General features: G+C 36.4%; 19 protein-coding genes. 11 read left to right on the top strand and 8 right to left on the bottom strand.

The window, feature by feature from the left end; genetic code table 11:
* Position 1 precedes the first annotated feature (1 nt).
* Positions 2 to 1054, bottom strand: a complete 1053-nt coding sequence (gene cobT / locus SP041_RS09550; RefSeq protein WP_240791444.1) for a nicotinate-nucleotide--dimethylbenzimidazole phosphoribosyltransferase — start codon at positions 1052 to 1054, stop codon at positions 2 to 4.
* 657 nt (positions 1055 to 1711) lie between these two features.
* On the opposite strand from cobT, the gene srmB reads away from it, so the two are divergent.
* Complete coding sequence (gene srmB / locus SP041_RS09545; protein ID WP_025563450.1) at positions 1712 to 3073, top strand: ATP-dependent RNA helicase SrmB; 1362 nt, start codon at positions 1712 to 1714, stop codon at positions 3071 to 3073.
* Between the two features lie 172 nt (positions 3074 to 3245).
* Positions 3246 to 4802 (top strand): hypothetical protein, encoded by a 1557-nt coding sequence (locus SP041_RS09540; protein WP_025563451.1) that lies wholly within the window; start codon positions 3246 to 3248, stop codon positions 4800 to 4802.
* A gap of 657 nt (positions 4803 to 5459) precedes the next feature.
* Here the strand turns inward: SP041_RS09540 and dacB are convergent.
* Positions 5460 to 6911, bottom strand: a complete 1452-nt coding sequence (gene dacB, locus SP041_RS09535; RefSeq protein WP_137297665.1) for a D-alanyl-D-alanine carboxypeptidase/D-alanyl-D-alanine-endopeptidase — start codon at positions 6909 to 6911, stop codon at positions 5460 to 5462.
* Between the two features lie 161 nt (positions 6912 to 7072).
* On the opposite strand from dacB, the gene pyrB reads away from it, so the two are divergent.
* From pyrB to rraA, 3 genes are all read left to right on the top strand, one after another.
* On the top strand, positions 7073 to 8008 hold the full coding sequence (gene pyrB, locus SP041_RS09530; RefSeq protein WP_025563453.1) for an aspartate carbamoyltransferase: 936 nt from the start codon (positions 7073 to 7075) through the stop codon (positions 8006 to 8008).
* 9 nt (positions 8009 to 8017) lie between these two features.
* Entirely contained in the window at positions 8018 to 8473 is a 456-nt protein-coding gene (gene pyrI, locus SP041_RS09525; RefSeq protein ID WP_025563454.1) for an aspartate carbamoyltransferase regulatory subunit, read from the top strand.
* Positions 8474 to 8580: 107 nt separating this feature from the next.
* The gene (gene rraA / locus SP041_RS09520) at positions 8581 to 9096 is read left to right on the top strand and encodes a ribonuclease E activity regulator RraA (RefSeq protein ID WP_025563455.1); all 516 of its coding nucleotides are present in this window, start codon (positions 8581 to 8583) and stop codon (positions 9094 to 9096) included.
* Between the two features lie 277 nt (positions 9097 to 9373).
* On the opposite strand, the gene SP041_RS09515 is transcribed toward rraA, so the two are convergent.
* Entirely contained in the window at positions 9374 to 9607 is a 234-nt protein-coding gene (locus SP041_RS09515; protein ID WP_025563456.1) for a cell division protein ZapB, read from the bottom strand.
* A 174-nt stretch (positions 9608 to 9781) separates the two neighbouring features.
* Between SP041_RS09515 and SP041_RS09510 the strand changes: the two genes are divergently transcribed.
* The gene (locus SP041_RS09510; protein WP_025563457.1) at positions 9782 to 10003 is read left to right on the top strand and encodes a DUF1653 domain-containing protein; all 222 of its coding nucleotides are present in this window, start codon (positions 9782 to 9784) and stop codon (positions 10001 to 10003) included.
* Positions 10004 to 10093: 90 nt separating this feature from the next.
* On the opposite strand, the gene cysE is transcribed toward SP041_RS09510, so the two are convergent.
* Together cysE and SP041_RS09500 are read right to left on the bottom strand one after the other, a co-directional pair.
* Entirely contained in the window at positions 10094 to 10873 is a 780-nt protein-coding gene (gene cysE, locus SP041_RS09505; RefSeq protein WP_025563458.1) for a serine O-acetyltransferase, read from the bottom strand.
* 51 nt (positions 10874 to 10924) lie between these two features.
* Complete coding sequence (locus tag SP041_RS09500) at positions 10925 to 11845, bottom strand: cation diffusion facilitator family transporter (protein ID WP_025563459.1); 921 nt, start codon at positions 11843 to 11845, stop codon at positions 10925 to 10927.
* 481 nt (positions 11846 to 12326) lie between these two features.
* Here SP041_RS09500 and SP041_RS09495 point away from each other — a divergent pair, with 481 nt between their 5' ends.
* From SP041_RS09495 to SP041_RS09485, 3 genes are all read left to right on the top strand, one after another.
* The gene (locus tag SP041_RS09495; protein WP_025563460.1) at positions 12327 to 13034 is read left to right on the top strand and encodes a response regulator; all 708 of its coding nucleotides are present in this window, start codon (positions 12327 to 12329) and stop codon (positions 13032 to 13034) included.
* 355 nt (positions 13035 to 13389) lie between these two features.
* Positions 13390 to 13854, top strand: coding sequence for a tRNA (uridine(34)/cytosine(34)/5-carboxymethylaminomethyluridine(34)-2'-O)-methyltransferase TrmL (gene trmL, locus SP041_RS09490; RefSeq protein ID WP_025563461.1), 465 nt, complete (start codon positions 13390 to 13392; stop codon positions 13852 to 13854).
* A gap of 148 nt (positions 13855 to 14002) precedes the next feature.
* Positions 14003 to 14194, top strand: coding sequence for a DUF3185 family protein (locus SP041_RS09485; protein ID WP_025563462.1), 192 nt, complete (start codon positions 14003 to 14005; stop codon positions 14192 to 14194).
* A gap of 123 nt (positions 14195 to 14317) precedes the next feature.
* Here SP041_RS09485 and recJ read toward each other — a convergent pair whose 3' ends face one another.
* The 3 genes from recJ to xerD all read right to left on the bottom strand — a co-directional run bounded on the left by recJ (position 14318) and on the right by xerD (position 18261).
* On the bottom strand, positions 14318 to 16048 hold the full coding sequence (gene recJ, locus SP041_RS09480) for a single-stranded-DNA-specific exonuclease RecJ (protein WP_025563463.1): 1731 nt from the start codon (positions 16046 to 16048) through the stop codon (positions 14318 to 14320).
* A gap of 69 nt (positions 16049 to 16117) precedes the next feature.
* Positions 16118 to 16870 (bottom strand): bifunctional protein-disulfide isomerase/oxidoreductase DsbC, encoded by a 753-nt coding sequence (dsbC, locus tag SP041_RS09475; RefSeq protein WP_051368472.1) that lies wholly within the window; start codon positions 16868 to 16870, stop codon positions 16118 to 16120.
* Positions 16871 to 17364: 494 nt separating this feature from the next.
* Positions 17365 to 18261, bottom strand: a complete 897-nt coding sequence (gene xerD / locus SP041_RS09470) for a site-specific tyrosine recombinase XerD (protein WP_025565095.1) — start codon at positions 18259 to 18261, stop codon at positions 17365 to 17367.
* A 57-nt stretch (positions 18262 to 18318) separates the two neighbouring features.
* On the opposite strand from xerD, the gene fldB reads away from it, so the two are divergent.
* Together fldB and pflB are read left to right on the top strand one after the other, a co-directional pair.
* Positions 18319 to 18837 (top strand): flavodoxin FldB, encoded by a 519-nt coding sequence (gene fldB / locus SP041_RS09465; RefSeq protein WP_025565094.1) that lies wholly within the window; start codon positions 18319 to 18321, stop codon positions 18835 to 18837.
* Between the two features lie 649 nt (positions 18838 to 19486).
* Positions 19487 to 21772 (top strand): formate C-acetyltransferase, encoded by a 2286-nt coding sequence (gene pflB / locus SP041_RS09460; RefSeq protein ID WP_025565093.1) that lies wholly within the window; start codon positions 19487 to 19489, stop codon positions 21770 to 21772.
* Positions 21773 to 21894: the final 122 nt, after the last annotated feature.

Genomic DNA, 21894 nt, shown 5'->3' with positions numbered 1-21894 from the left:
ACTACTGACTATCAGAAACACCCGCATCAGCAAAAGAAGCCATTTCATTTAAGAAAGTTAATGCGGACACTAATAGAGGATAAGCCACCGCAACACCAGAACCTTCACCTAAGCGCATACCTAGTTTTAATATAGGCGTTGCACTCATAGAGGTTAATAATAATTGATGTGCTTGTTCGTCTGATTGATGGCAAAACTGTGTGTACTGCAAAAAGTCATCATGCATTTCACTCGCAACCAATGCAGCGCTGGAAGCAATAAAGCCATCTACCAATACCAACATCGACAATTCTGCCGCTTTTAACATTGCCCCTACCATCATCGCAATTTCAAAGCCCCCTACAGTTTGTAATATAGTTAAAGGTTCTGCCTCTGTTAGTTGATATTTTGCAATCGCATCATCGATTACTTGCGCTTTTAATGAAACCGTTTTCTGATCAATCCCAGTACCTTTACCTGCGCATTCTTGTCCTGTTAAGTTTAGAATAGCAGCCATTATCGCAGCAGCTGAAGTGGTATTAGCAATGCCCATTTCGCCAAAACCAATCACGTTACAACCAAGTTGGTGCTGTTGTTTTACAATATCAGCGCCTTTATTAATAGCCGCTACACATTGCTCTTTTGTCATCGCTGGCTGCTGTGCAAAATTTTCAGTGCCTAATGCAATCGGGGAATTAACAAAGTGTTGATGCTGAATATGATCAAAACTGGCTTTCACACCGGCATTGACAATTTTTAAGTGAATACCGTGCTGCTTTGATAAACAATTAATAGCCGCCCCGCCCTGTAAAAAGTTTAATACCATTTGCTCTGTCACGACTTGCCGAAATAAACTCACTCCTTGTTCAGCAACCCCATGGTCAGCCGCAAAGATAATAACGCTCGGTTCAATAAAAACAGGCTCTAATGTTTGTTGTAATAAACCCACTTTAAATGCAATCGATTCCAATAACCCTAAACTACCTTGAGGCTTAGTTTTAAGGTCGATTTTGTCTTGAAGTGCATTTACAAATTGTGATGTCACTTTATCTAGCGGAGCAATAATATCAAACACAGAATATCCTTCGTATAATTCAAAATTTATAGCTTATTTTATCAATAAGCATCAGTAAAATAAGACACAGTAATCGTTTAACTTATTTATTCTGTTCAAACACAAAAATAAATAGAGTCAGCCAATGACGTTAACGCCTTAAGCCAAAGTGGAGATACAATACACGTTTATCAGATGTATTTTTAAAACAACGTTCATTTTATATAAATAACCTCAGTTCTGGACAAGCAAAACGGTACAACGCCGCTATTTTAGAGAATGTCTGCGTTAAATTATCTCTCAATAACCTGTTATTGCTTTAATAATTCACCTTGAATGACGCAAAACTAACAGCACTATATAGTTAGTCAGTGTCAAAATGTAACTTATGATTTAAATATAATTCCATTTTAATTGACCAAAATTGAGGATAAATAGCTTTCTATCCGCATCCCATTATTTGATAACGGGCAGATTCAGCCTTGAAGTGCATACCCATTATTCCAAATGAATAAACAAAAATCAGCTGCTTTGACACCCTCCTACGCTTTTTTATCTCTACATTTAATAAACTAACTTTTAGTTTGAATATTAAATACGTTAATTGATAGACAATTCACCCTAAATGCAATCTTTGCTCTATAATGTGCTCTTTGTTTTATTGTATTGGAAAATTTCATGTCATTTGAGTCGCTTGAGCTGGATCAGCATTTATTAAACGCCGTTGCTAAAATGGGACACACACGCCCAACTAGCATTCAAAAAATGGTCATCCCACCAGCAATGGATGAACGAGATATCATGGCAAGCGCCCCTACTGGCACAGGTAAAACACTCGCATTTTTATTACCCGCAGTTCAACGTTTAATTGATTACCCTCGTCGTAAAGGCGGTTCTGCTCGTATTTTAGTATTAACACCAACACGTGAATTAGCAGTACAAATAAGCGAAGTGGCAGAGCAATTAGTTGAAGGCACCAAATTGATCGTCGGTAATATCATCGGTGGTATTTCTTACGAAGCCCAAGAAGATATTATTATGGGCTCGGTAGATATTGTGATTGCAACACCAGGTCGTTTAATGGAATACATTGATGCTGAAGCATTTGACTGTCGTGAAGTGGAATGTTTAGTACTTGATGAAGCAGACAGAATGTTAGACATGGGTTTTGTAGCAGAAATGGACCGCATTGCAGGTGAAGCTCGCTGGCGTAAAATGACCGCTTTGTTTTCGGCAACATTAGAAGGTAAAGGATTACGCGAATTTGCTCGTGATGTATTAAAAAATCCAGTTAAATTAGATGCAGAAGTGACACGCAGAGAAAGCGGTAAAATATTACAATATATTCATCTAGCTGATAATCCTGAGCATAAGTTACAGTTACTTGCTGCGATTTTAGAACAAGCACCTGAACACGAAGAACAAGTAAATAAGATGATTGTGTTTGTTAAAACACGCGATCGTCTTGCGCAATTAGTCGCTCAATTAGCAGAGTTAAATATCCGTTGTAACTATCTACGTGGTGAAATGGATCAAGAAAAACGTAACTTATCTTTGCGTCAATTTAAAGAAGGTAGCATTAACATTTTGATTGCGACTGACGTTGCAGCTCGTGGTATTGATGTGCCAGATATAACGCATGTAATTAACTATGACATGCCACGTAGTGCCGATGTTTATGTTCATCGTATTGGTCGTACTGCACGTGGTGGTAAAAAAGGCACTGCTGTTTCTATTATCGAAGCACATGACATTGATATTTTGGCGAAAGTTGAGCGTTATACAGACCAAATATTAAAGCGTCGTGTCATTAAAGATTTACGCCCACAAAATAAAGAAGCGAAAGTTAGTTTACGTAAAACTAAAAAACCAATGACTAAAAAGGGTAAAGCTCGCGAAGAAGAAGTGAAGCGTCTACAAAAAGAAAAGCGTCAAAAGAAAAAGTTAGAAATGGGTAAACAACGCCACCGTACTATTAAAGCAAAAGGTAAACCTAGCTGGGCTGGTAAAAACAAACCTGAATCTGACAAATCAGAATAAGAAAGTTATTTTACTTCTTTCTCTATCATTCAAGCAGTTAACTTCTATTTAAAGTGAGAAGTTGATTGCTTGATAACCACAAATAGTACTTTCGAGGACTACACACAAGTATTAACACACTGCTATACTAAGCACATATATTTTTCTCAGCAGAAGCTGCCTAAGGTCAATTATGCGTTTTTCGTCCTCTTTTTTACTGATAACACCGCTTATTCTTGTTTTATCTGCATGTAGTTCAACTAACTCAACAAGCTCTACCACTCAAATAAAAGAAAAAATAATCGCGCCGACACCTGAAATCGCCCATAAAGCGTATTCAAATATATTAGATGGAAACTTTAGAGGGCAACTAAGCTATAAAAACAATAAACCTTACTTTCAATCTTGTGATGATCCGCAGCAATATCAAGTTATAACAGAAACTGCATTAAATGATGTTTATAATAAAATTGATGAAAATAAAGGTGAGACGGTTTATATCGAGTTCACAGGGCAAATTGTTTTTCCTAAGAGTAAAAAATCTAAAACATCAGTACTCGTCAGCCTTGATCGTCTAGATCATATGGCATCAACCAAAACCTCGTTACAATGTGCAAAAGCCACCGATACCTTTAGTTTTAAAGCGAAAGGTAATGATCCTTATTGGCGTATCAACATCCACGACAACAAGCTTTTTATTGCAACTAAAGCGAGTAATCAATCATATACGGTGACCAAATCAACAATACAATCAACAAGACAACGTGAATTAACGGCCGTTAAATCTGATGGTCAAAGACTATCTTTAAAAATAGAACCGGGAGCGTGTTACGTCCCTGAGAATAAAGAATATTGGGGCTACATTACAATAGTAGAAAGCGTTCATGGTAAATTCAGTGGCTGTGGAGAGTTGGGAAAATTAACAAGTGATCAATCATTTACAGGTGAATACTTAAGTCAGTCTAAACAACTGCCAGAGCAAGACGTTAACTTATCGTTAAATGCTAACCATACTTTAGAATATCAACAAGGTAATCAATTAACGAAGACAGTTAAAACTGGTTTTTGGAAAAGTAATACTCCCGATACAGTCATTGCTATGTTTACTAAGCAAGATGGTAAAAGGATACAACAGGAAATAGTCTTTAAACGTAAAGAGTTAAGCCTTTCTAGCCAAGAAATTAACCAATACAATGTACTTACTAAACTAGATGAAACATTAACTTTCAATAAAATGAATGGTAAGCAAGTTTCAGGGGAAGGAGATGAAATTCAAATTAAGCGTCAATTTACTGCTCAGTTTATTAATCCCATCAATAGTATTGACTTAGAAGTACAAAAAGCAGTGCGCAACTACTTTAAAATTCATAGAACCGATCCTAAAAATACACGTTTTAATTCAGTGAGGTTCGATTTAAATGGCGATGGTAAAGACGAAGCAATTGTTCTTTTAGATTGGTGCTCAAGTAATGGTTGTGAAATGTTAGTATTTGAATCGAAAGATAAAGGGTTAATATTCTCAAGTCGAGTATCTCGCGTACAAGCACCTATTTTGGTCGCTGAAACTCAACACTTCTCTTGGCAAGACTTGTTTGTCGCTAAAGACAATAATTGGCTACAACTAGATTTTGACGGCTTAAGTTACCCACTTAAAATAAGTGCTGCAAAAAGTATTGAACGTCCAACAGAGTCAAGCGGCGTGGTATTATTTAGCGAAGGTAGGCCAACAACTTGGTTTTCTATTAAGTAGCATAGTTAGTTTAAGTGAAAGGCTTTATTAATATTGATAAAGTCTTTTAAAATGCGAATAACGATCAACACATAAAATCCTGCAGGCTAAAGCCAGCGCCCCAAGGTCAAAACCTTTGATGATTAGTTCTTTAATTCAAACCAAAAAGCAACGCACGAAATCCTGCAAGCTAAAGCATGCGCCCCAAGGTCAAAACCTTTGATTGTTGGTTCTTTAGTTTAATACAAAAACCAACACACAGAACCCTGCAAGCTGAAGCATGCGCTTCGAGGTCAAAACCTTTGATTATTGGCTCTTTAATTCAAACTAAAAACAACACAAAAAATCCTGCAGGCTAAAGCCAGCGCCCCAAGGTCAAAACCTTTAATTGTTGGTTCTTTAGTTCAAGCTAAAATAACACACAAAATCCTGCAAGCTGAAGCATGCGCCCCAAGGTCAAAACCTTTGATGATTGGTTCTTTAATTCAATACAAAAAACCACACACACAAAATCCTGCAAGCTGAAGCATACGACACAAGGTCAAAACCTTTAATTATTGGCTCTTTAATTCTAACTAAAAACAACACAAAAAATCCTGCAGGCTGAAGCATGCGTCCCAAAGTCAAAGGAACGGGCTGAAACCTGCAAAATATTACTTTTCCACCATTAAGAGCCGCTTAATTAAATATTCTATTAAAGAATGCTTTTTCAAATAAATAGATAGACGCTTTTTTATCGCGAGGAATTTTTGCATTAAACGGTCTATAATTTAGATTATAACCATTAACCATTAATACAAAGAGCTTGTCGCCACTGTCACTTTTAACAATACCAACCAAGTTGCCAACGCCTTTCAACGATCCGGTTTTTGCAATCACTTTACCCTTTAATTCTGGATCATTAACGCCTCGATGATACCTTAATGTGCCATCAACACCTGAAATGGCTAAGGTATCAATGAGCCCTAATTTTTTATCCTGTTTATAAACAAACTGCATCACCGACATAAATATTTCAGGGCTCATTAAGTTATGACGAGACAAGCCAGATCCATCCCCAATGTAACCATTTTCAAGATTGACTCCGTTCTTTTTTAAAATTGCTCTCATGGCTTTAGCACCATTACGATAATTACCCGGTTGTTGGTAATAATCCGCACCAATCGTTTTAAATAAACTATCTGCAATTAAATTGTCAGAGTGTTTCATCATTCTTTTTAATAATACATTCAGTGAAACTGAACGATGGGACGCAAAAACAGATTGCAGTGGAGATCTTTCAATAGTCGCATTAGGATCGCTCTTAACTGTTCCCATTAAATTAATACCAACTTGCTTCAATTCAGCGGTAACAATTTTTTGTGCGTATAAGCTAGGATCATTCACTGAAAATGCAAGAGGGAAAGCAGTTTTACGCGGTACTATACAGCCCCATAAATGATATTTATTATGGCTATCTCGCGTAATTTCTAAATCACAGAACTGTTCTTTTCGTTCTTCTTTAGTAACAATAGACACATCACTTGTTACATTAATCGGATCATAAGCAGGAATAAACAATGTCGCTTTTTCAGCATCGTCAGCCCCTAAACTTAAGTTGCCTCGTACGCAGTTTTTATTAATGATAATCGCATTTGCTGGCGAGGTATAACAAACACCTAAATCATTCCAAGGTTGGCCATTACTCCATTGATACCCATTAAAACGGCTATTATCTAATAATAAGTTCCCTTCAATCTTATTAATGCCCAACTCTTTTATATCTTGTAATAATTTTCTAATATGTTGACGAGTCAGTGTCGGGTCGCCCATAAAACGTAAATTTAAATCCCCTTTATAAATACCATTTTTAAGTAATGTTTTATCTCCCTCAATAACTGTTTTATAACGAAAGTGACTGCCCAATTGCAACTTAGCCGTGGTAGCGGTTAATAACTTTTGCACACTGGCAGGCGTTCTTAGTGTTTCCTGTTGAAAACTAGCAATTTCTTTTTTGGAATTTGCATCAACGACTAAATAGGATACCTGTGTACCTTTAGGTAATAACGATTGTAAATCTTGCCATTGCTCGGCCAAAACATTGCTACAAAACACACTACTAATAAGAAAAAAACTTACTTTTAACATCATAAACCACCCAACTAAGAAACCAATTTCGAGAATAACCTTTATGCTTACTCCATGCGATGAAAATTTAAAACATTAATAACAACAAAAATAATAGTTAATGATATAATTTTTGCCATTATCTGCTTCACTTTTAACTGCCCTGACAATATGAGTGTGAAAAAATGAATAATCCGTTATACCAAAAAAACATTATCTCCATTGCTGATTTATCACGTACTGATCTAGAACTCATCTTACAAACTGCCCACTCTTTAAAGCAAACACCACAACCTGAATTGTTAAAAAACAAAGTTGTCGCTAGTTGTTTCTTTGAAGCATCAACACGTACTCGCTTGTCTTTTGAAACAGCAGTACAGCGTTTAGGCGGCAGTGTGATTGGTTTTGATAGTGGCGGTAACACCTCATTAGCACAAAAAGGTGAAACGTTAGCAGATTCAGTTAAAGTCATCGCCTCTTATGCCGATGCTTTTTTTATGCGCCACCCTCAGGAAGGTGCAGCACGTTTAGCGTCTGAATTTACTTCAATACCAGTGATTAATGGTGGTGACGGTTCAAACCAACACCCGACTCAAACCTTATTAGATTTATTTACTATTTATGAAACACAGGCAAGGTTAGATAACCTCAATATTGCTTTTGTGGGGGATTTAAAATATGGACGTACTGTGCATTCTTTAGCACAGGCACTGTCTTTATTTAATTGTAATTTCTATTTTATTTCGCCAGAAGCATTAGCAATGCCAGATTATATTCTTGAAGAATTAAAAGAGCGTAATATTAACTTCTCTTTACATAGCAGTATTGAAGATGTGGTTGATGACCTGGATATTCTTTATATGACACGGGTTCAAAAAGAACGTTTTGACGAAACTGAATATCAACACATGAAATCAGCTTTCTTACTAAATGCCGATATGCTTGATAATGTAAGAGATAACTTAAAAGTATTACACCCATTACCACGTATAGATGAAATCAATATAGATGTTGATGAAACGCCTTACGCTTATTATTTTCAACAAGCGCAAAATGGTGTTTTTGCTCGCCAAGCATTACTCGCTTTGTTATTAACTAATCATTTTCAAGCAAACGCTTAAGGTTTTATCATGCAAAAGAAATTACAAGTAGAAGCGATTGAACAAGGTTCAGTGATTGACCATATCCCAGCACAACAAGGGGTGAAAATATTAAAGTTCTTTAAATTTACTCAAACGAAAGAAAAGATCACCATCGGGTTAAACCTTGCCACTCATAATGGTGAAAGCAAAGATCTGATTAAAATTGAAAATACTTTTTTTAATGATCAACAAGCGAATCAATTAGCTTTATTTGCGCCGAATGCAACGATTAATCAAATTAAAGATTTCAAAGTCGTTAACAAATTCCAAGTGCAACTTCCTAGTTCATTTATTGGTGTATTGGCTTGTCCTAACAGTAATTGTATTAGTCATAATGAACCTGTTCAAACCCGTTTTTATGTCCACCAGAAAAATACATTAAAGTTAAAATGTCATTACTGTGAAAAATCTTTTGAACGTGGTACTTTTGACGAATTAGACTAAGATTCAACATTAAGCTTAGTTTCAACAAATATCAGAGAATAAGATTGAATTAGAGTCTGTTACGTTTATACTAAATTTAACTTCATCAATAAAAAGTGAGCATTTATATGCAATACAATACTTCTGTTTTATGTGATATCTACGCAGATACAATTGACGTAGTAGAACCACTATTAACTAACTTTGGTGGGCGAAACTCCTTTGCAGGAGAGGTCGTTACTGTTAAATGTTTTGAATCGGTAGGATTGATTTATAAAGCATTAGAAGAGAATGGTGCAGGCAAAGTATTATTGATTGATGGCGGTGGCTCATTACGTCGCGCTTTAATTAATGCACATATCGCAGACTTAGCAGTAGAAAATTGCTGGGAAGGTATTGTCGTGAATGGCTGTGTACGTGAAGTAGATGCGCTGGAAGAACTGGATATTGGCATTCAAGCGATTACTGCAATTCCTGTCGGTGCAGATGATGATGAAGTGGGTGAAATAAACGCAGCGGTGAATTTTGCTGGCGTGACTTTCCTACCTGAAGATTTTTTATATGCTGACAGTACTGGTATTATTATTTCCCCTGAGCCATTAGTGCTTGATGACGAAGATGCTGAAGAAGAAGAGGTTTTTTAAACACACCTTTAACTTTAGTTAATGCTAACTTAGTAAAAATTGAAATTAGCAGCTATTTAAGTTTAGCAAACCTTAGTTTGGCAAATGATAGATACAAAAAAGCCCAATTAAATATTGGGCTTTTTGTTAATTAGCGATTTATTATTGAGCGGATCATTATTTAATTAAATTTACTGATGACTCAACTAAATATTACTTGTCTTTCAACTAGATTCTTATCTTTTCAATTAGCAATAGGTAAACACAAAGCTAAACAATAAATGCTAATCGCAAATTATTACTCTGCGTTTTCTTCTGCTTGTTCGATTTTACCAACCAATGCACTTAAACGATCTTGCCATTGTTGATGTTCTGCATTTAAGCGATCGTTATCAGATTGTAACTGTTCAGTTTTACCTGATAGGCTAGCTTTATCTTCTTTAAGCTCTTCAATTTCCATTTGCAACAGTGCAATAGTCTCTACAGCTTGGTTAATTTTATTTTCTAATTTTTCTAATAGCTCAAATGTCATTTCAAGACCCTTAATACAAAGTAAATGGTTAACTGGAATGCAATGAGAATAAGCATTCCACGATGCTTATTCAACCTTTGTTTTAATTTTTATGAAAAAAAGATGTAAATCGTCTTTAAAGTCGCGTTATGTTAGTCTGATTCCGATTAATTAAAATAATTTAAAAGGAAAAATATGTCTACACAACTACAAATAGGTAAGTACCAACATTACAAAGGCAGCTTTTATCAAGTCGAAGACATTGCTATTCATAGTGAAACAGAAGAAAAAATGGTGGTTTATCGTCCTTTATACGGAGAAGGGCTTTTATGGGTAAGACCGCTTGCTATGTTTTTAGAACAAGTAGAAATTGAAGGAAAAAGCCAACCTCGTTTTGCTTATGTTGACTTAGAATAAAAATAAGTTTTAAAGTATTAATCCCTAGAATAGTCACTATTCTAGGGATTATGATCTAAAGGGCTAAGGAGCGCTTTAGATCATAAAATTTCAAATGTTTTGTTCCATCGATAAAGATGGCATATCGCATGATGGCCTGCCAACAATCTTAGCTGGAACGCCTGCAACGGTTGTATGTGCAGGAACCGTTTCTAAAACCACACTACCGGCTCCTATTTTTGCTCCAACACCAATCTCAATGTTACCCAATACTTTTGCACCTGCACCAATCATCACACCTTGACGGATCTTTGGATGACGATCTCCACTGTCTTTGCCCGTACCGCCTAAAGTAACACCTTGTAATATTGATACATTATCTTCAATCACAGCGGTTTCGCCAACAACAACACCCGTTGCATGATCAAACATAATACCTTTACCAATAGTTGCTGCGGGGTGAACATCGACCCCAAAAATAACAGAGCTACGATTTTGTAAATATAATGCTAGCGCTACGCGATTTTTGTTCCATAACCAATGAGCAACACGGTGAATTTGAATTGCGTGAAAACCTTTCAAATATAGAAGAGGAATAGAGTACTCTTCAACAGCTGGGTCTCTATCTTGTACCGCTAGAATATCTGCCATTGCACTTTCTATGATACTTGGGTCGTCAGCAAACGCTTCGTCAATCACTTCACGTACTAAAATGCCAGGCATTGTACGGCTATCTAAACGGTTAGCTAATTGGTAACTTAATGCTGATGATAAATCTTTATGATTTAAAATAGTCGAATGGAAAAAACTGGCTAAAATCGGTTCACCTGCAGAACTAGCCCAAGCCTCTTCTCTAATTTTATCCCAGAGATCTTTTACCTTACATTCCATTCTTTTATCCTTAACTATCAAATCTATGTCCTATCGACCTTTTATTGGGCGCTATATTTCTATCTCATGAGTCGATTTATTATTAGGTACGACTGAAATAGGATCTAAATGAATCAATATATCGGCTCCCGGAAATGCCGTTTCAAGAGCAAGTTCTAGTTCGTCAGCCTTTTCATGCGCATCGAATAAGCTTTGCTCATCGTCTAACTCTAAATGTAATTGTATAAATTTAATATAACTTGAATAACGTGTTCTTAAATCATGAACGCCGCGAACCCCTTTCACTTTATAGGCAAGCTTAAGGATCAATTCTTGATCTTCTTGAGGTAGCTGTTTATCCATTAAAGCATCAATCGATTGAGTCCCTATCTCCCATGCACCTTGCAAGATATAAAGGCTCACTGCAATAGCAAAAACACCATCGGCCCAATCCCAACCATACCCAGCTAGCACAATCGCTAATAGTACAGCCCCATTAAGAATAATGTCTGTTCGATAATGTAAAGCATCTGCTTTAATCGCCATGCTATTAGTTTTGATCACGACATAACGTTGAAATAAGACGAGTGCAATAGTAACAACCAATGAAAAGAGCATCACAGAAACACCTAAACTACTGGCGTTAATTTGATGGTTGTTCACCACGGCAGAAATACCATTAATCATCAAAAATACAGATGAACCAGAAATAAAGGCTGCTTGTGCTAATCCCGCTAAACTTTCCGCCTTACCATGTCCAAAACGATGTTCTTTATCAGCAGGTTGTAAGGCAATTTTTATTGCAAAGAGATTAATAATAGAAGTGGTTACATCCATTAATGAATCAGTCAAAGCCGCTAAAATACTTGATGAACCCGTCATGATCCAAGCAATTAATTTAACAATAATCAATAAGGAAGCTGCAATAATGGCAGCTTGACCAGCTCGTTTAACTAAATAAGCATATTCTTCGGAAGGTGCTGATTGATTCACAATAATATAACTCTGAAAATTGTTGGACGATCATTATACCCGTTATCATTTCAGATAGAAAACACCACCTATATTAGTCACTTTACATTTAAAACGTAAAGATAGAATATTTTATTTTTCATATATATCATAAAGTTAGAAGCTAAAATATTCAACAATTCATCTATCCGTAAGACCAGTTAACCCACTCTATTTCAAAATACGCAATACAAGTAATCACATTATTTACTCTGTTAAGTATATATACAGTCCTTTTATCCGACCAATCAATCAATTACGCACAATATATAAAACATAAATACTCATTAGCACAAAAAATACCTCTTTATGGGGTATAATTGACAAATAAGGACTACATTTAAGTCGAATAAACGATATAGGCATAAAAATAAAGACGACACATTGAAATAAAATAAATTTAAATAAGATGTGAAGTAAAAAATTGCCATTTACAGCAGCCAATTTTACAAAGGCTTATACGATGAAAAATCTACTATTAATTGATGATGACAAAGAGCTAGTCTCCTTTTTGGAGAAGTTTCTAACGTCAGCAGGGTTTAAAACAGAAGTCGCTTTCGATGGTGAAGAAGGTCTATCTAAAATTCTAAGTAAAGATTATAACCTGATCTTATTAGATATAAAGATGCCTCGTATGGATGGCTTTGAAGTATTGAGATTACTACGCCAAAAAAATGATACTCCAGTGTTAATGTTGACCATTGAAAATAGCGAACAAGATATACTACTCGCTTTAGAAATGGGCGCAGATGATTACATATCAAAACCTTTTAGCGAGCAAGAGCTGCTTAAACATGTCCAAGCGGTTTTACGTTATACCGAACATAAAACAGGCAATACAGATGATAAAATAAGCTATCAAGATATTGAATTATTTCCCACACAACAGCAAATCACCTGCCAAGGTTTTACTATTGAATTAACTTCGACTGAATTGTTATTATTAGAGAAGTTTCTCACTCACCCAGGCGATCTATTAACCAGATCAGATCTTAGTGAACAGATTTTAGGGAAAAAATTAATCCCATCAGATCGTAGTATTGATATGCATTTAAGTAATTTACGTCGTAAAATCCCCATTCGTTTAGATGGTCAACTTCGTGTTAAAAATGTCCGTGGCCAAGGTTATGTATGGTTGGGTGAACAAGAAGCAATAAAAAAAAGTAGTTAAGTGGTCTGTTTATCAAAGCATAAAGAGCACTAAAACATAAAGGCTACTATTACATAAATAGCATAATCATTTTATAACTATAAATAGCCAAAGGAGCATTAATTGATGCTCCTTTTTTGATCAGACCATTATATTAAGAATACTCTTTAAATGTTATGCAGAGAAACAATTCAACTTAAGAGGTCATTAATTAAGGTGCAGGCTCTTTAACAGTATTTATAAGCGAGCAATATTTATAAGTTAACAGTGAATTTTTTAGACGAAAAAATAGATCAGTTATTTATTATGATTGGTATAAAATAAGCGCTTATCGATTTTAGTGATATGACATTAACCACAAAAGTAGAGTTTATAAATGATTGAAGTTGCATTGTACGAACCAGAGATCCCACCTAATACGGGTAATATCATCCGCCTATGTGCGAATACAGGCTGTATATTGCATTTGATTGAACCACTTGGGTTTGACTTAGATGAAAAAAAAGTAAGACGTGCTGGGTTAGATTATCGTGAAATGACCAATGTTTTCATACATAAAGACTTTGATAGCTTTCTAAAAGTAGTTGAAGGTAAGCGTCTACTAGCTTGTACAACTAAGACAACCACCTATCACCATAATGCAAACTTTCAAGAGGGCGATGTATTACTATTTGGTCCTGAAACACGTGGTTTACCAGCAACAATATTAGATGCATTACCATTAGAACAAAAATTACGTATTCCAATGAGAGTCGATAGTCGCTCAATGAACTTATCTAATGCAGTTTCTGTATTTGTGTATGAAGCTTGGCGCCAGTTAGATTTCCCGGGTGCAGTATAAATAAACGGGTATAACTCTCATTTATTAATATGGATGTACTTTTACCGACAAGATTAATTAATAGAATTTATTTTATTGTTATCATAATGCTATTAACGGTTTATGCACTTCAGCGTTGGCCCTAAATTTATAAATGATCGGAGTTTGAATGAATAACAAAGTAATGGGGTTAGTACTGATCGTTTTCGGTATTATATTATTTATATGGGGTTATGACGTCTATAGTTCGCAAGAGATCGAAGCGAGTAGCTCTATTCCGCCACTTCGAGCATGGGTTGGTATGGTCGTGGGTGCAATTAACGTTTTTGTTGGCGTTTTAAAGCTGAAATCAAAAGCCTAACCCTTCATAACGAATCCAAAAGTTAATACTTAGTTAAACAGCAATAAATCAAGGCGATCATAAAAATGTTGTAATAAAGATACCGCAATAAGAAGGAGAGCTATCGATGCTCTCCTTTAATATTTATCTTGGTTCTAACATTTGTACTAATAACTGCACGGTTCTTTGCCCTCTAAACTCATTAACATCTAAGCTATAAACACAAAATACTTCTTTAACAGACAAATCAGGCCATGCCTCTGGGTCAATATTAAATGCAATCGCATCAATTAACTTATCGCCCTGCTGTAATACCATTTTTAAATGTTTCAGCCCCACAATTCGCTGCTGTTTTAACTCAAACATACCGTCAAAAATAGGCGCAGGAAAGCCTTGTCCCCACGGACCAGCATCGCGTAACTCTTGTGCGATACTTAAATCAAATTGATCAGAAGCTAATTGCCCGTCTGACAAGATCACATTTTGCAGCAGGTGATCTTCAACCTGTTCTTTTAAAATAGCGTTTAAAGTGTCGTTAAATAAATCAAAATCTTTTTCTAATAAACTTAATCCAGCAGCCATTGCATGACCACCAAATTTCAAAATAACACCAGGTATTTTTTTATCGACTAAGTCCAGCATATCTCGAATATGTACGCCAGGAATAGAACGAGCAGATCCTTTAATTTCACCATCATTCGCACGGGCAAAAGCAAAGGTTGGGCGGTAATATTTTTCTTTAATACGAGAAGCAACTAAGCCAATCACACCTTGATGCCAGTCTGCTTCAAATAAACATAACGCCAATGGTAAATTATCTTGGTCTATAGACAGTTTTTGTAAGCTCACCATCGCCTCTTGTTGCATGCTTTGCTCTATTTCTCGACGAGATAAATTAAGCGCATCAAGTTCTGTTGCCAATGTATTGGCACGTAAATGATCTTCACACAGTAATAATTCAACACCATGACTCATTTCATCCAAGCGCCCTGCTGCATTTAACCTTGGCCCCAATGAAAACCCTAAATCGGTTGCCACTAGTTGTTGTTGATTACGTTTAGCAACTTGAATCAACGCACTAATTCCAGGACGACAAAACCCTGCTCTAATACGAGCGAGTCCTTGATGTACCAGTGTTCGATTATTTGAATCTAACTTAACGACATCAGCGACCGTACCCAATGCAACAATATCTAAAAAATTGGCTAAATTAGGCGCTGGAAAGTGTGTAAAACAACCCTTTTCTTGCATTAACGATTTGAGAGACAACATCACATAAAATGCGACGCCTACGCCCGCTAAATTTTTACTTGGGAAGTCACATCCAATTTGGTTCGGGTTAACAATCGCATCGGCAATAGGGGTTTCGTCTCCCGGTAAATGGTGATCAGTCACCAACACTGAAATGCCCAACTTTTTAGCATGGGCAACACCACTGATACTAGAAATACCATTATCGACTGTCATTAATAAGCTGGCCCCCTGCTGTGCAGCAAGGTCAACAATTTCAGGACTTAATCCATAACCGTAATCAAATCTATTCGGGATTAAATAATCTATATTTTGAAAGCCCAATGCCTTTAATGAAAGGACGCTTAAGGCAGTGCTCGTCGCACCGTCGGCATCAAAATCACCAATAATAATTATTTTTTGGCGAGTTAGGTAAGCTTGATACAACAATTCACAAGCATCACTCATTCCCTTTAATTGATTCGCATGAATCAATGTTTTGGTACTGTTATCTAATTCGCTATCAGCTTTAATGCCTCGACTAGCGTAGAGTTGAGTTAATAATGGAGAGCACGATAACGACAGTAAACTACTATCATGTTGAAGACGTTGCTGTACTTGTGTTTTTGTTGTTTCTGAAGACATAAAAAAACTGCACGATAAGGGATTATCAATGCAGTTTATTATGAATGGAGCAATAGCTGAAGTATTACTCTATTTTTTTTGCTCTATTGCTTGCAGTAAATTATTAGCAGGCAAGTAACCAGGCATCATTGTACCGTCTTCTAAGAACAACGTTGGTGTTCCCGTAATCCCTAAAGCAACACCTAAGTTATATTGGTCAATAACATTATTGTCACAGGTAACTGGTTTAATGCTACGACGTTTTTTTGCTTCATCCATTGCTGCTTTTTGATCATCCGCACACCACACTGACACCATAGTACGGTAAGCATTTGAATTAACGCCGCCACGAGGGAACGCTAAGTAACGAATTGTAATGCCTAACTTATTATAATCAGGAATTTCAGAGTGTAACTTCTGACAATAAGCACAACTTGTATCAGAGAAAACTGTCACGACGTGTTTTTCATTTTCTGCTTTGTAGACGATCATGTCTTTTTCAAAGTCTTTGATTTTTGCAAAATGTTCAGCAGTGTTAGCTTTGCGTATTTCAGCAACCTTTGTACTGGTTAGATTGTTCATACTATTATCTAAATCGAAAATATCGCCATTTAATAAATATTGACCATTTTCACTAATGTAATAAATAGCACCTTGACTAACTATTTCATATAAACCTTTTACAGGTGATTCACTAATAGAGTCGACGTCGACTTTTAATGATTCTAATTTTTTAATTAATGATTCATTTATTTCGTTTGATACAGCAGCAAAACTGCTTGAGCTAATCAGTAACCCGACTATTAATGCGCTTACACTTTTTTTAACGTTCAATATGGACATGATGACCCCTGTGAGAAATTAAATTATTGACGATTGATTATGCCTATATTAACGCATAAAGTGAATGCTAATTGCCCATATTAGCTATATCTCAGATAACATTTACTTAACATCTAAGACAATACTCTGTGATAAATCATTTCTAACATACTTTCTATTAATTTATTAACTAAATTTAAATAGATAATACAAAAATAATCATAAAACAATTCTTTATTGATTACTGACAACTAAACCCGTTACCGTTCAAGGTGCTTTGTTCAGTCGTTAGCTTGAACTCCAAATCAAGGCATAACATGATGACAATGGCGAGTCCTTATCAAAGGTTGCAACGAGAGTTGGTTTTCAAGCTAACGCCCAGAGGGCAACTTGTGAAGTAAACACCTTCGTGGTTAGAAAATGTCAATTTAACCCGCCAAATCTTCCTCTTTTTGCCTAATCCCCATTCACTTCAACGCTTGCTGAGTTTTGCACCTTGATGGGTATCGGATATGTTACGCACGAGGATGATGTTCACTGTGCAATGCTTTTAATCTATCTTTAGCGATATGAGTATAAATTTGCGTGGTCGATAAATCACTGTGACCTAATAACATTTGTACGACACGTAAGTCTGCTCCGTAGTTCAATAAATGAGTGGCAAAGGCATGGCGTAGAACATGTGGCGATAACGACTCTTTATCAATACCTGCTAGCTGAGCGTAAAACTTAATACGATGCCAAAAAGTTTGTCTCACCATTTGAGAACCGCGACGGCTCGGAAATAACACATCACTACTTTGACCGGACAATAAAACAGAGCGCATTTCTTCAATATAACGCTCTAACCAATACACAGACTCTTCACCTAAAGGCACTAATCTAGTTTTATTACCTTTCCCCGTGACACGTATCACGCCTTGTTGTAAGTTTATTTCTTCCATGGTTAATCCCACCAGCTCAGAAACACGTAATCCCGTTGCATATAGGACTTCTAACATGGCTTTATCTCTAAACTGTACAGGATCGTTTAATTCCGGAGCAGATAACAAAGCATCAACTTCAGATTCAGATAATGATTTAGGTAACGGTTTAATGACTTTAGGGCTTTCTAATTTTGCACTAGGATCGTCAATGCGTATTTTTTCGCGACATAAGTATTGATAGTAACGACGAACCGCACTCATCAAACGTGCAGTAGAGGTGTTTTTATAATCAATTTCGCCCTGTAAACGAGATTCAAAGTAATCACTTAACTGTCTCTCGCTCGCATCACTCAACATCACGTCTTTTGTTTGTAAATAAATTTCTACTAAACTCAAGTCATGGCGGTAAGAATCTAAGGTGTTCTTGGATAATCCTCTCTCTAACCAAAGAGAATCTAAAAATTGTTCGATGCTTAATACTTCCATTCCAACGGCCTTAACGGTAAATTAGCGCCTCTTTTATTTTTCTTCAAAAGGTCACATATGAAAATCGGTTTATTTTATGGTTCTAGCACTTGTTATACAGAAATCGCTGCAGAAAAGATTCAAGCAGAGCTAGGGGAATCATTAGTTGACCTATTTAACATAAAAGATGATGGTTTAAGCAAGATAAATGATTACGATATTGTCATTTTAGGTATATCAACGTGGGATTTTGGCGAGCTACAAGAAGATTGGGGCAAGTTATGGGATCAAATTGATGGGCTGAGCGTTAATGGTAAAATCGTTGCCATTTTCGGATTAGGCGATCAAGACGGTTATAGCGAATGGTTTGTTGATGCAGTCGGTATGTTGCATGAAAAACTATTGCCGCAACAGCCTAATTTCATTGGTTACTGGCCAACTGAAGGTTATAACTTTGATGCCTCTAAAGCACTCTCTGAAGACGGCGAATATTTTGTTGGATTAGCTTTAGATGAAGATACGCAATATGAGTTAAGCGACCAGCGTATAAGTGATTGGTGCTTACAAATCTTAGAAGAAATGCAAACGTTACTCTAACGCATAAAAACCTAACTCAAATCCCCCACCTTCAAGTTAAACGCTTGAAGGTGATGGCATCTTAAAAGACTATCTTATTTTGGTCTCAATCACTTCTTTTCGCAGTGTTTTTCCTAACCATCACTTTTGACAGTCCCTTTTAACAATGCTTTTTCTAACAGCTATTTTCTAAATTGTTGTTTCCTCCCCCTCACTTTCTAGGTTATTGCTTTCGAATTTAGAACGATAAAATCGACTTCAAATTAGTTTCAAAAAAAACCAACTTCATTTCATCACTTATGGCATAAATAAGTGCCTTAAAAGAACAAATTCGAATAAAACTGTAATTAAATTACAAGTAATCGAACAAGTTGATGTGAATCAATTTTTGTACATGAGCATTTGTTAAACTAAGTACTAATTCATCACGGGGTAACTTCTAAGATGCAAGTAGACAATCGTACTAACAAGCTTTTAGCTTATCAAATAACAAGCAAGCCTCAGAACATTGCTGACAATAAAATAAGCAACGCTTTTTTATCTGACTCTTATCTTGCGACCAATACAAGCCTGTTTATTGTCTTGTTATTTATGGCCTACTTTTTAAACCCTCAACAGAATACGCATTTTAACATTATTTTTTAATCACTAACGGTAAAGGTAAATCTTTATGACTAATTTAAACGAAGCATTTGTATCAGCATGGGAAGGTTTTGCAGGTGACGCTTGGAAAACTGACGTTAACGTTCGCGAGTTTATACAACAAAATTACACACCATTTGATGGTGATGAAAGCTTCCTAGCGGATGCAACACCTGCAACAGATACGTTGTGGGAAAAAGTAATGGAAGGCATCAAGCTAGAGAATGCAACACATGCTCCTGTAGATTTTGATACAGACGTTGTTTCTACTATTACTGCACATGATGCAGGTTATATTAACCAAGACTTAGAAACGATTGTTGGCCTACAAACTGAAAAACCATTAAAACGTGCGCTTATCCCTAACGGTGGTATTCGTATGATTGAAGGTTCTTGTAAAGTGTACGGTAAAGAACTAGATGCCGGTATCAAGCAAACTTATTCTGAATTCCGTAAAACACATAACCAAGGCGTATTTGATGTTTACACTGGCGATATTCTTAAATGTCGTAAATCAGGTGTATTAACAGGATTACCTGATGCATATGGTCGTGGTCGTATCATTGGTGATTACCGTCGTGTTGCTTTATACGGTATCGATTACCTAATGACTGAAAAAGCGGCTCAACATAAAAGCTTAGAAGCTGAACTGATCGCAGGTACTTCATTAGAAGACACAATGAAATTGCGTGAAGAGATTTTTGAGCAGTATCGTGCGCTTGCGCAAATGAAAGAGATGGCCGCTAAATACGGTTCTGATATTTCAGGTCCAGCAATGAATGCTAAAGAAGCAATCCAATGGACTTACTTTGGTTACCTAGCAGCAATAAAATCTCAAAATGGCGCAGCAATGTCATTTGGTCGTACTGCGACGTTCCTAGACATTTACATTGAAAAAGACCTAAAAGCAGGCGTCATTACTGAAACTGAAGCGCAAGAGCTAATCGATCATCTTGTAATGAAACTACGTATGGTACGTTTCCTACGTACACCTGAATACGATGACCTATTCTCTGGCGACCCAATTTGGGCAACAGAATCAATCGGTGGTATGGGTGTTGATGGTCGTACATTGGTAACTAAAAACTGTTTCCGATTCTTACATACTCAATACACAATGGGTCCTTCTCCAGAACCAAACATTACTGTGTTATGGTCTGAAGCATTACCAATTAACTTCAAAAAATACTGTGCAAAAGTGTCTATTGATACGTCATCTATCCAGTACGAAAATGATGATTTAATGCGTACTGACTTTGATAATGATGATTACGCTATCGCATGTTGTGTCTCTCCGATGATTGTTGGTAAACAAATGCAATTCTTCGGTGCACGTGCAAACTTAGCAAAAACATTGTTGTACTCCATCAATGGTGGTGTTGATGAAAAATCTAAAATGCAAGTGGGCCCTAAAACATTACCAGCGATCACCTCTGAAATTTTAGATTACGACGAAGTTTACTCAAACCTTGATCACTTCATGGATTGGTTGGCAGAGCAATACGTCACAGCACTTAACTGTATTCACTACATGCACGACAAATACAGCTACGAAGCGTCATTAATGGCACTTCATGACCGTGACGTTGAACGTACTATGGCGTGTGGTATTGCGGGTCTTTCAATTGCAGCCGATTCTTTAGCAGCGATTAAATACGCAAAAGTTAAACCAATTCGTGATGAAGATGGTATTGCAACAGACTTTGAAATTGAAGGTGATTACCCTAAATTTGGTAATAATGACCCTCGTGTTGATGATATTGCTTGTGAACTTGTTGAAACGTTCATGAAAAAAATAAAATCTCGTCCAATGTACCGTAACGCACGTGCAACACAGTCAATTCTTACTATTACATCTAATGTTGTATACGGTAAGAAAACAGGTAACACACCTGACGGCCGTCGCTCTGGCGCTCCTTTTGCTCCGGGTGCAAACCCAATGCACGGACGTGATGAGAAAGGTGCAGTTGCATCATTAACATCGGTCTCTAAACTACCGTTTGCTTACGCACAAGATGGTATTTCTTATACCTTCTCAATCGTACCAAACGCATTAGGTAAAACAGACGATTCACAAAAATCTAACCTTGCAGGTTTAATGGATGGTTACTTTAAGCACACACCTGAAATTGAAGGTGGTCAACACTTAAACGTAAACGTAATGAACCGTGAAATGTTATTGGATGCAATGGAATACCCTGATAAATATCCTCAGCTAACCATTCGTGTATCAGGTTATGCAGTGCGATTTAATTCATTAACAGCAGAACAAAAACAAGATGTGATCACGCGTACTTTTACAGCTAAACTGTAAGAGTCACGATAAGAAGATTAACTTTTGGTTAGCCTGTTATAATTAAAAAGGTTTCATTCTTCGGAATGAAACCTTTACTTTTATGAAGCACTTTCTTTTTATCAAAACAACAGTGATTATCT

Source organism: Psychromonas sp. SP041 (assembly GCF_000470315.2).
Classification (GTDB): Bacteria; Pseudomonadota; Gammaproteobacteria; order Enterobacterales; family Psychromonadaceae; genus Psychromonas.
The sequence above is the reverse complement of the archived record's forward strand: the minus strand, read 5'-3'. Positions and strand labels throughout refer to the sequence as shown.

Bases quoted from the DNA above. Each gene is read 5' to 3' on its own strand.
- srmB (WP_025563450.1), top strand. From the start codon at position 1,712: ATGTCATTTGAGTCGCTTGAGCTGGATCAGCATTTATTAAACGCCGTT.
- SP041_RS09540 (WP_025563451.1), top strand. From the start codon at position 3,246: ATGCGTTTTTCGTCCTCTTTTTTACTGATAACACCGCTTATTCTTGTT.
- dacB (WP_137297665.1), bottom strand. From the start codon at position 6,911: ATGATGTTAAAAGTAAGTTTTTTTCTTATTAGTAGTGTGTTTTGTAGC.
- pyrB (WP_025563453.1), top strand. From the start codon at position 7,073: ATGAATAATCCGTTATACCAAAAAAACATTATCTCCATTGCTGATTTA.
- pyrI (WP_025563454.1), top strand. From the start codon at position 8,018: ATGCAAAAGAAATTACAAGTAGAAGCGATTGAACAAGGTTCAGTGATT.
- rraA (WP_025563455.1), top strand. From the start codon at position 8,581: ATGCAATACAATACTTCTGTTTTATGTGATATCTACGCAGATACAATT.
- SP041_RS09515 (WP_025563456.1), bottom strand. From the start codon at position 9,607: ATGACATTTGAGCTATTAGAAAAATTAGAAAATAAAATTAACCAAGCT.
- SP041_RS09510 (WP_025563457.1), top strand. From the start codon at position 9,782: ATGTCTACACAACTACAAATAGGTAAGTACCAACATTACAAAGGCAGC.
- cysE (WP_025563458.1), bottom strand. From the start codon at position 10,873: ATGGAATGTAAGGTAAAAGATCTCTGGGATAAAATTAGAGAAGAGGCT.
- SP041_RS09495 (WP_025563460.1), top strand. From the start codon at position 12,327: ATGAAAAATCTACTATTAATTGATGATGACAAAGAGCTAGTCTCCTTT.
- trmL (WP_025563461.1), top strand. From the start codon at position 13,390: ATGATTGAAGTTGCATTGTACGAACCAGAGATCCCACCTAATACGGGT.
- SP041_RS09485 (WP_025563462.1), top strand. From the start codon at position 14,003: ATGAATAACAAAGTAATGGGGTTAGTACTGATCGTTTTCGGTATTATA.
- recJ (WP_025563463.1), bottom strand. From the start codon at position 16,048: ATGTCTTCAGAAACAACAAAAACACAAGTACAGCAACGTCTTCAACAT.
- dsbC (WP_051368472.1), bottom strand. From the start codon at position 16,870: ATGTCCATATTGAACGTTAAAAAAAGTGTAAGCGCATTAATAGTCGGG.
- xerD (WP_025565095.1), bottom strand. From the start codon at position 18,261: ATGGAAGTATTAAGCATCGAACAATTTTTAGATTCTCTTTGGTTAGAG.
- fldB (WP_025565094.1), top strand. From the start codon at position 18,319: ATGAAAATCGGTTTATTTTATGGTTCTAGCACTTGTTATACAGAAATC.
- pflB (WP_025565093.1), top strand. From the start codon at position 19,487: ATGACTAATTTAAACGAAGCATTTGTATCAGCATGGGAAGGTTTTGCA.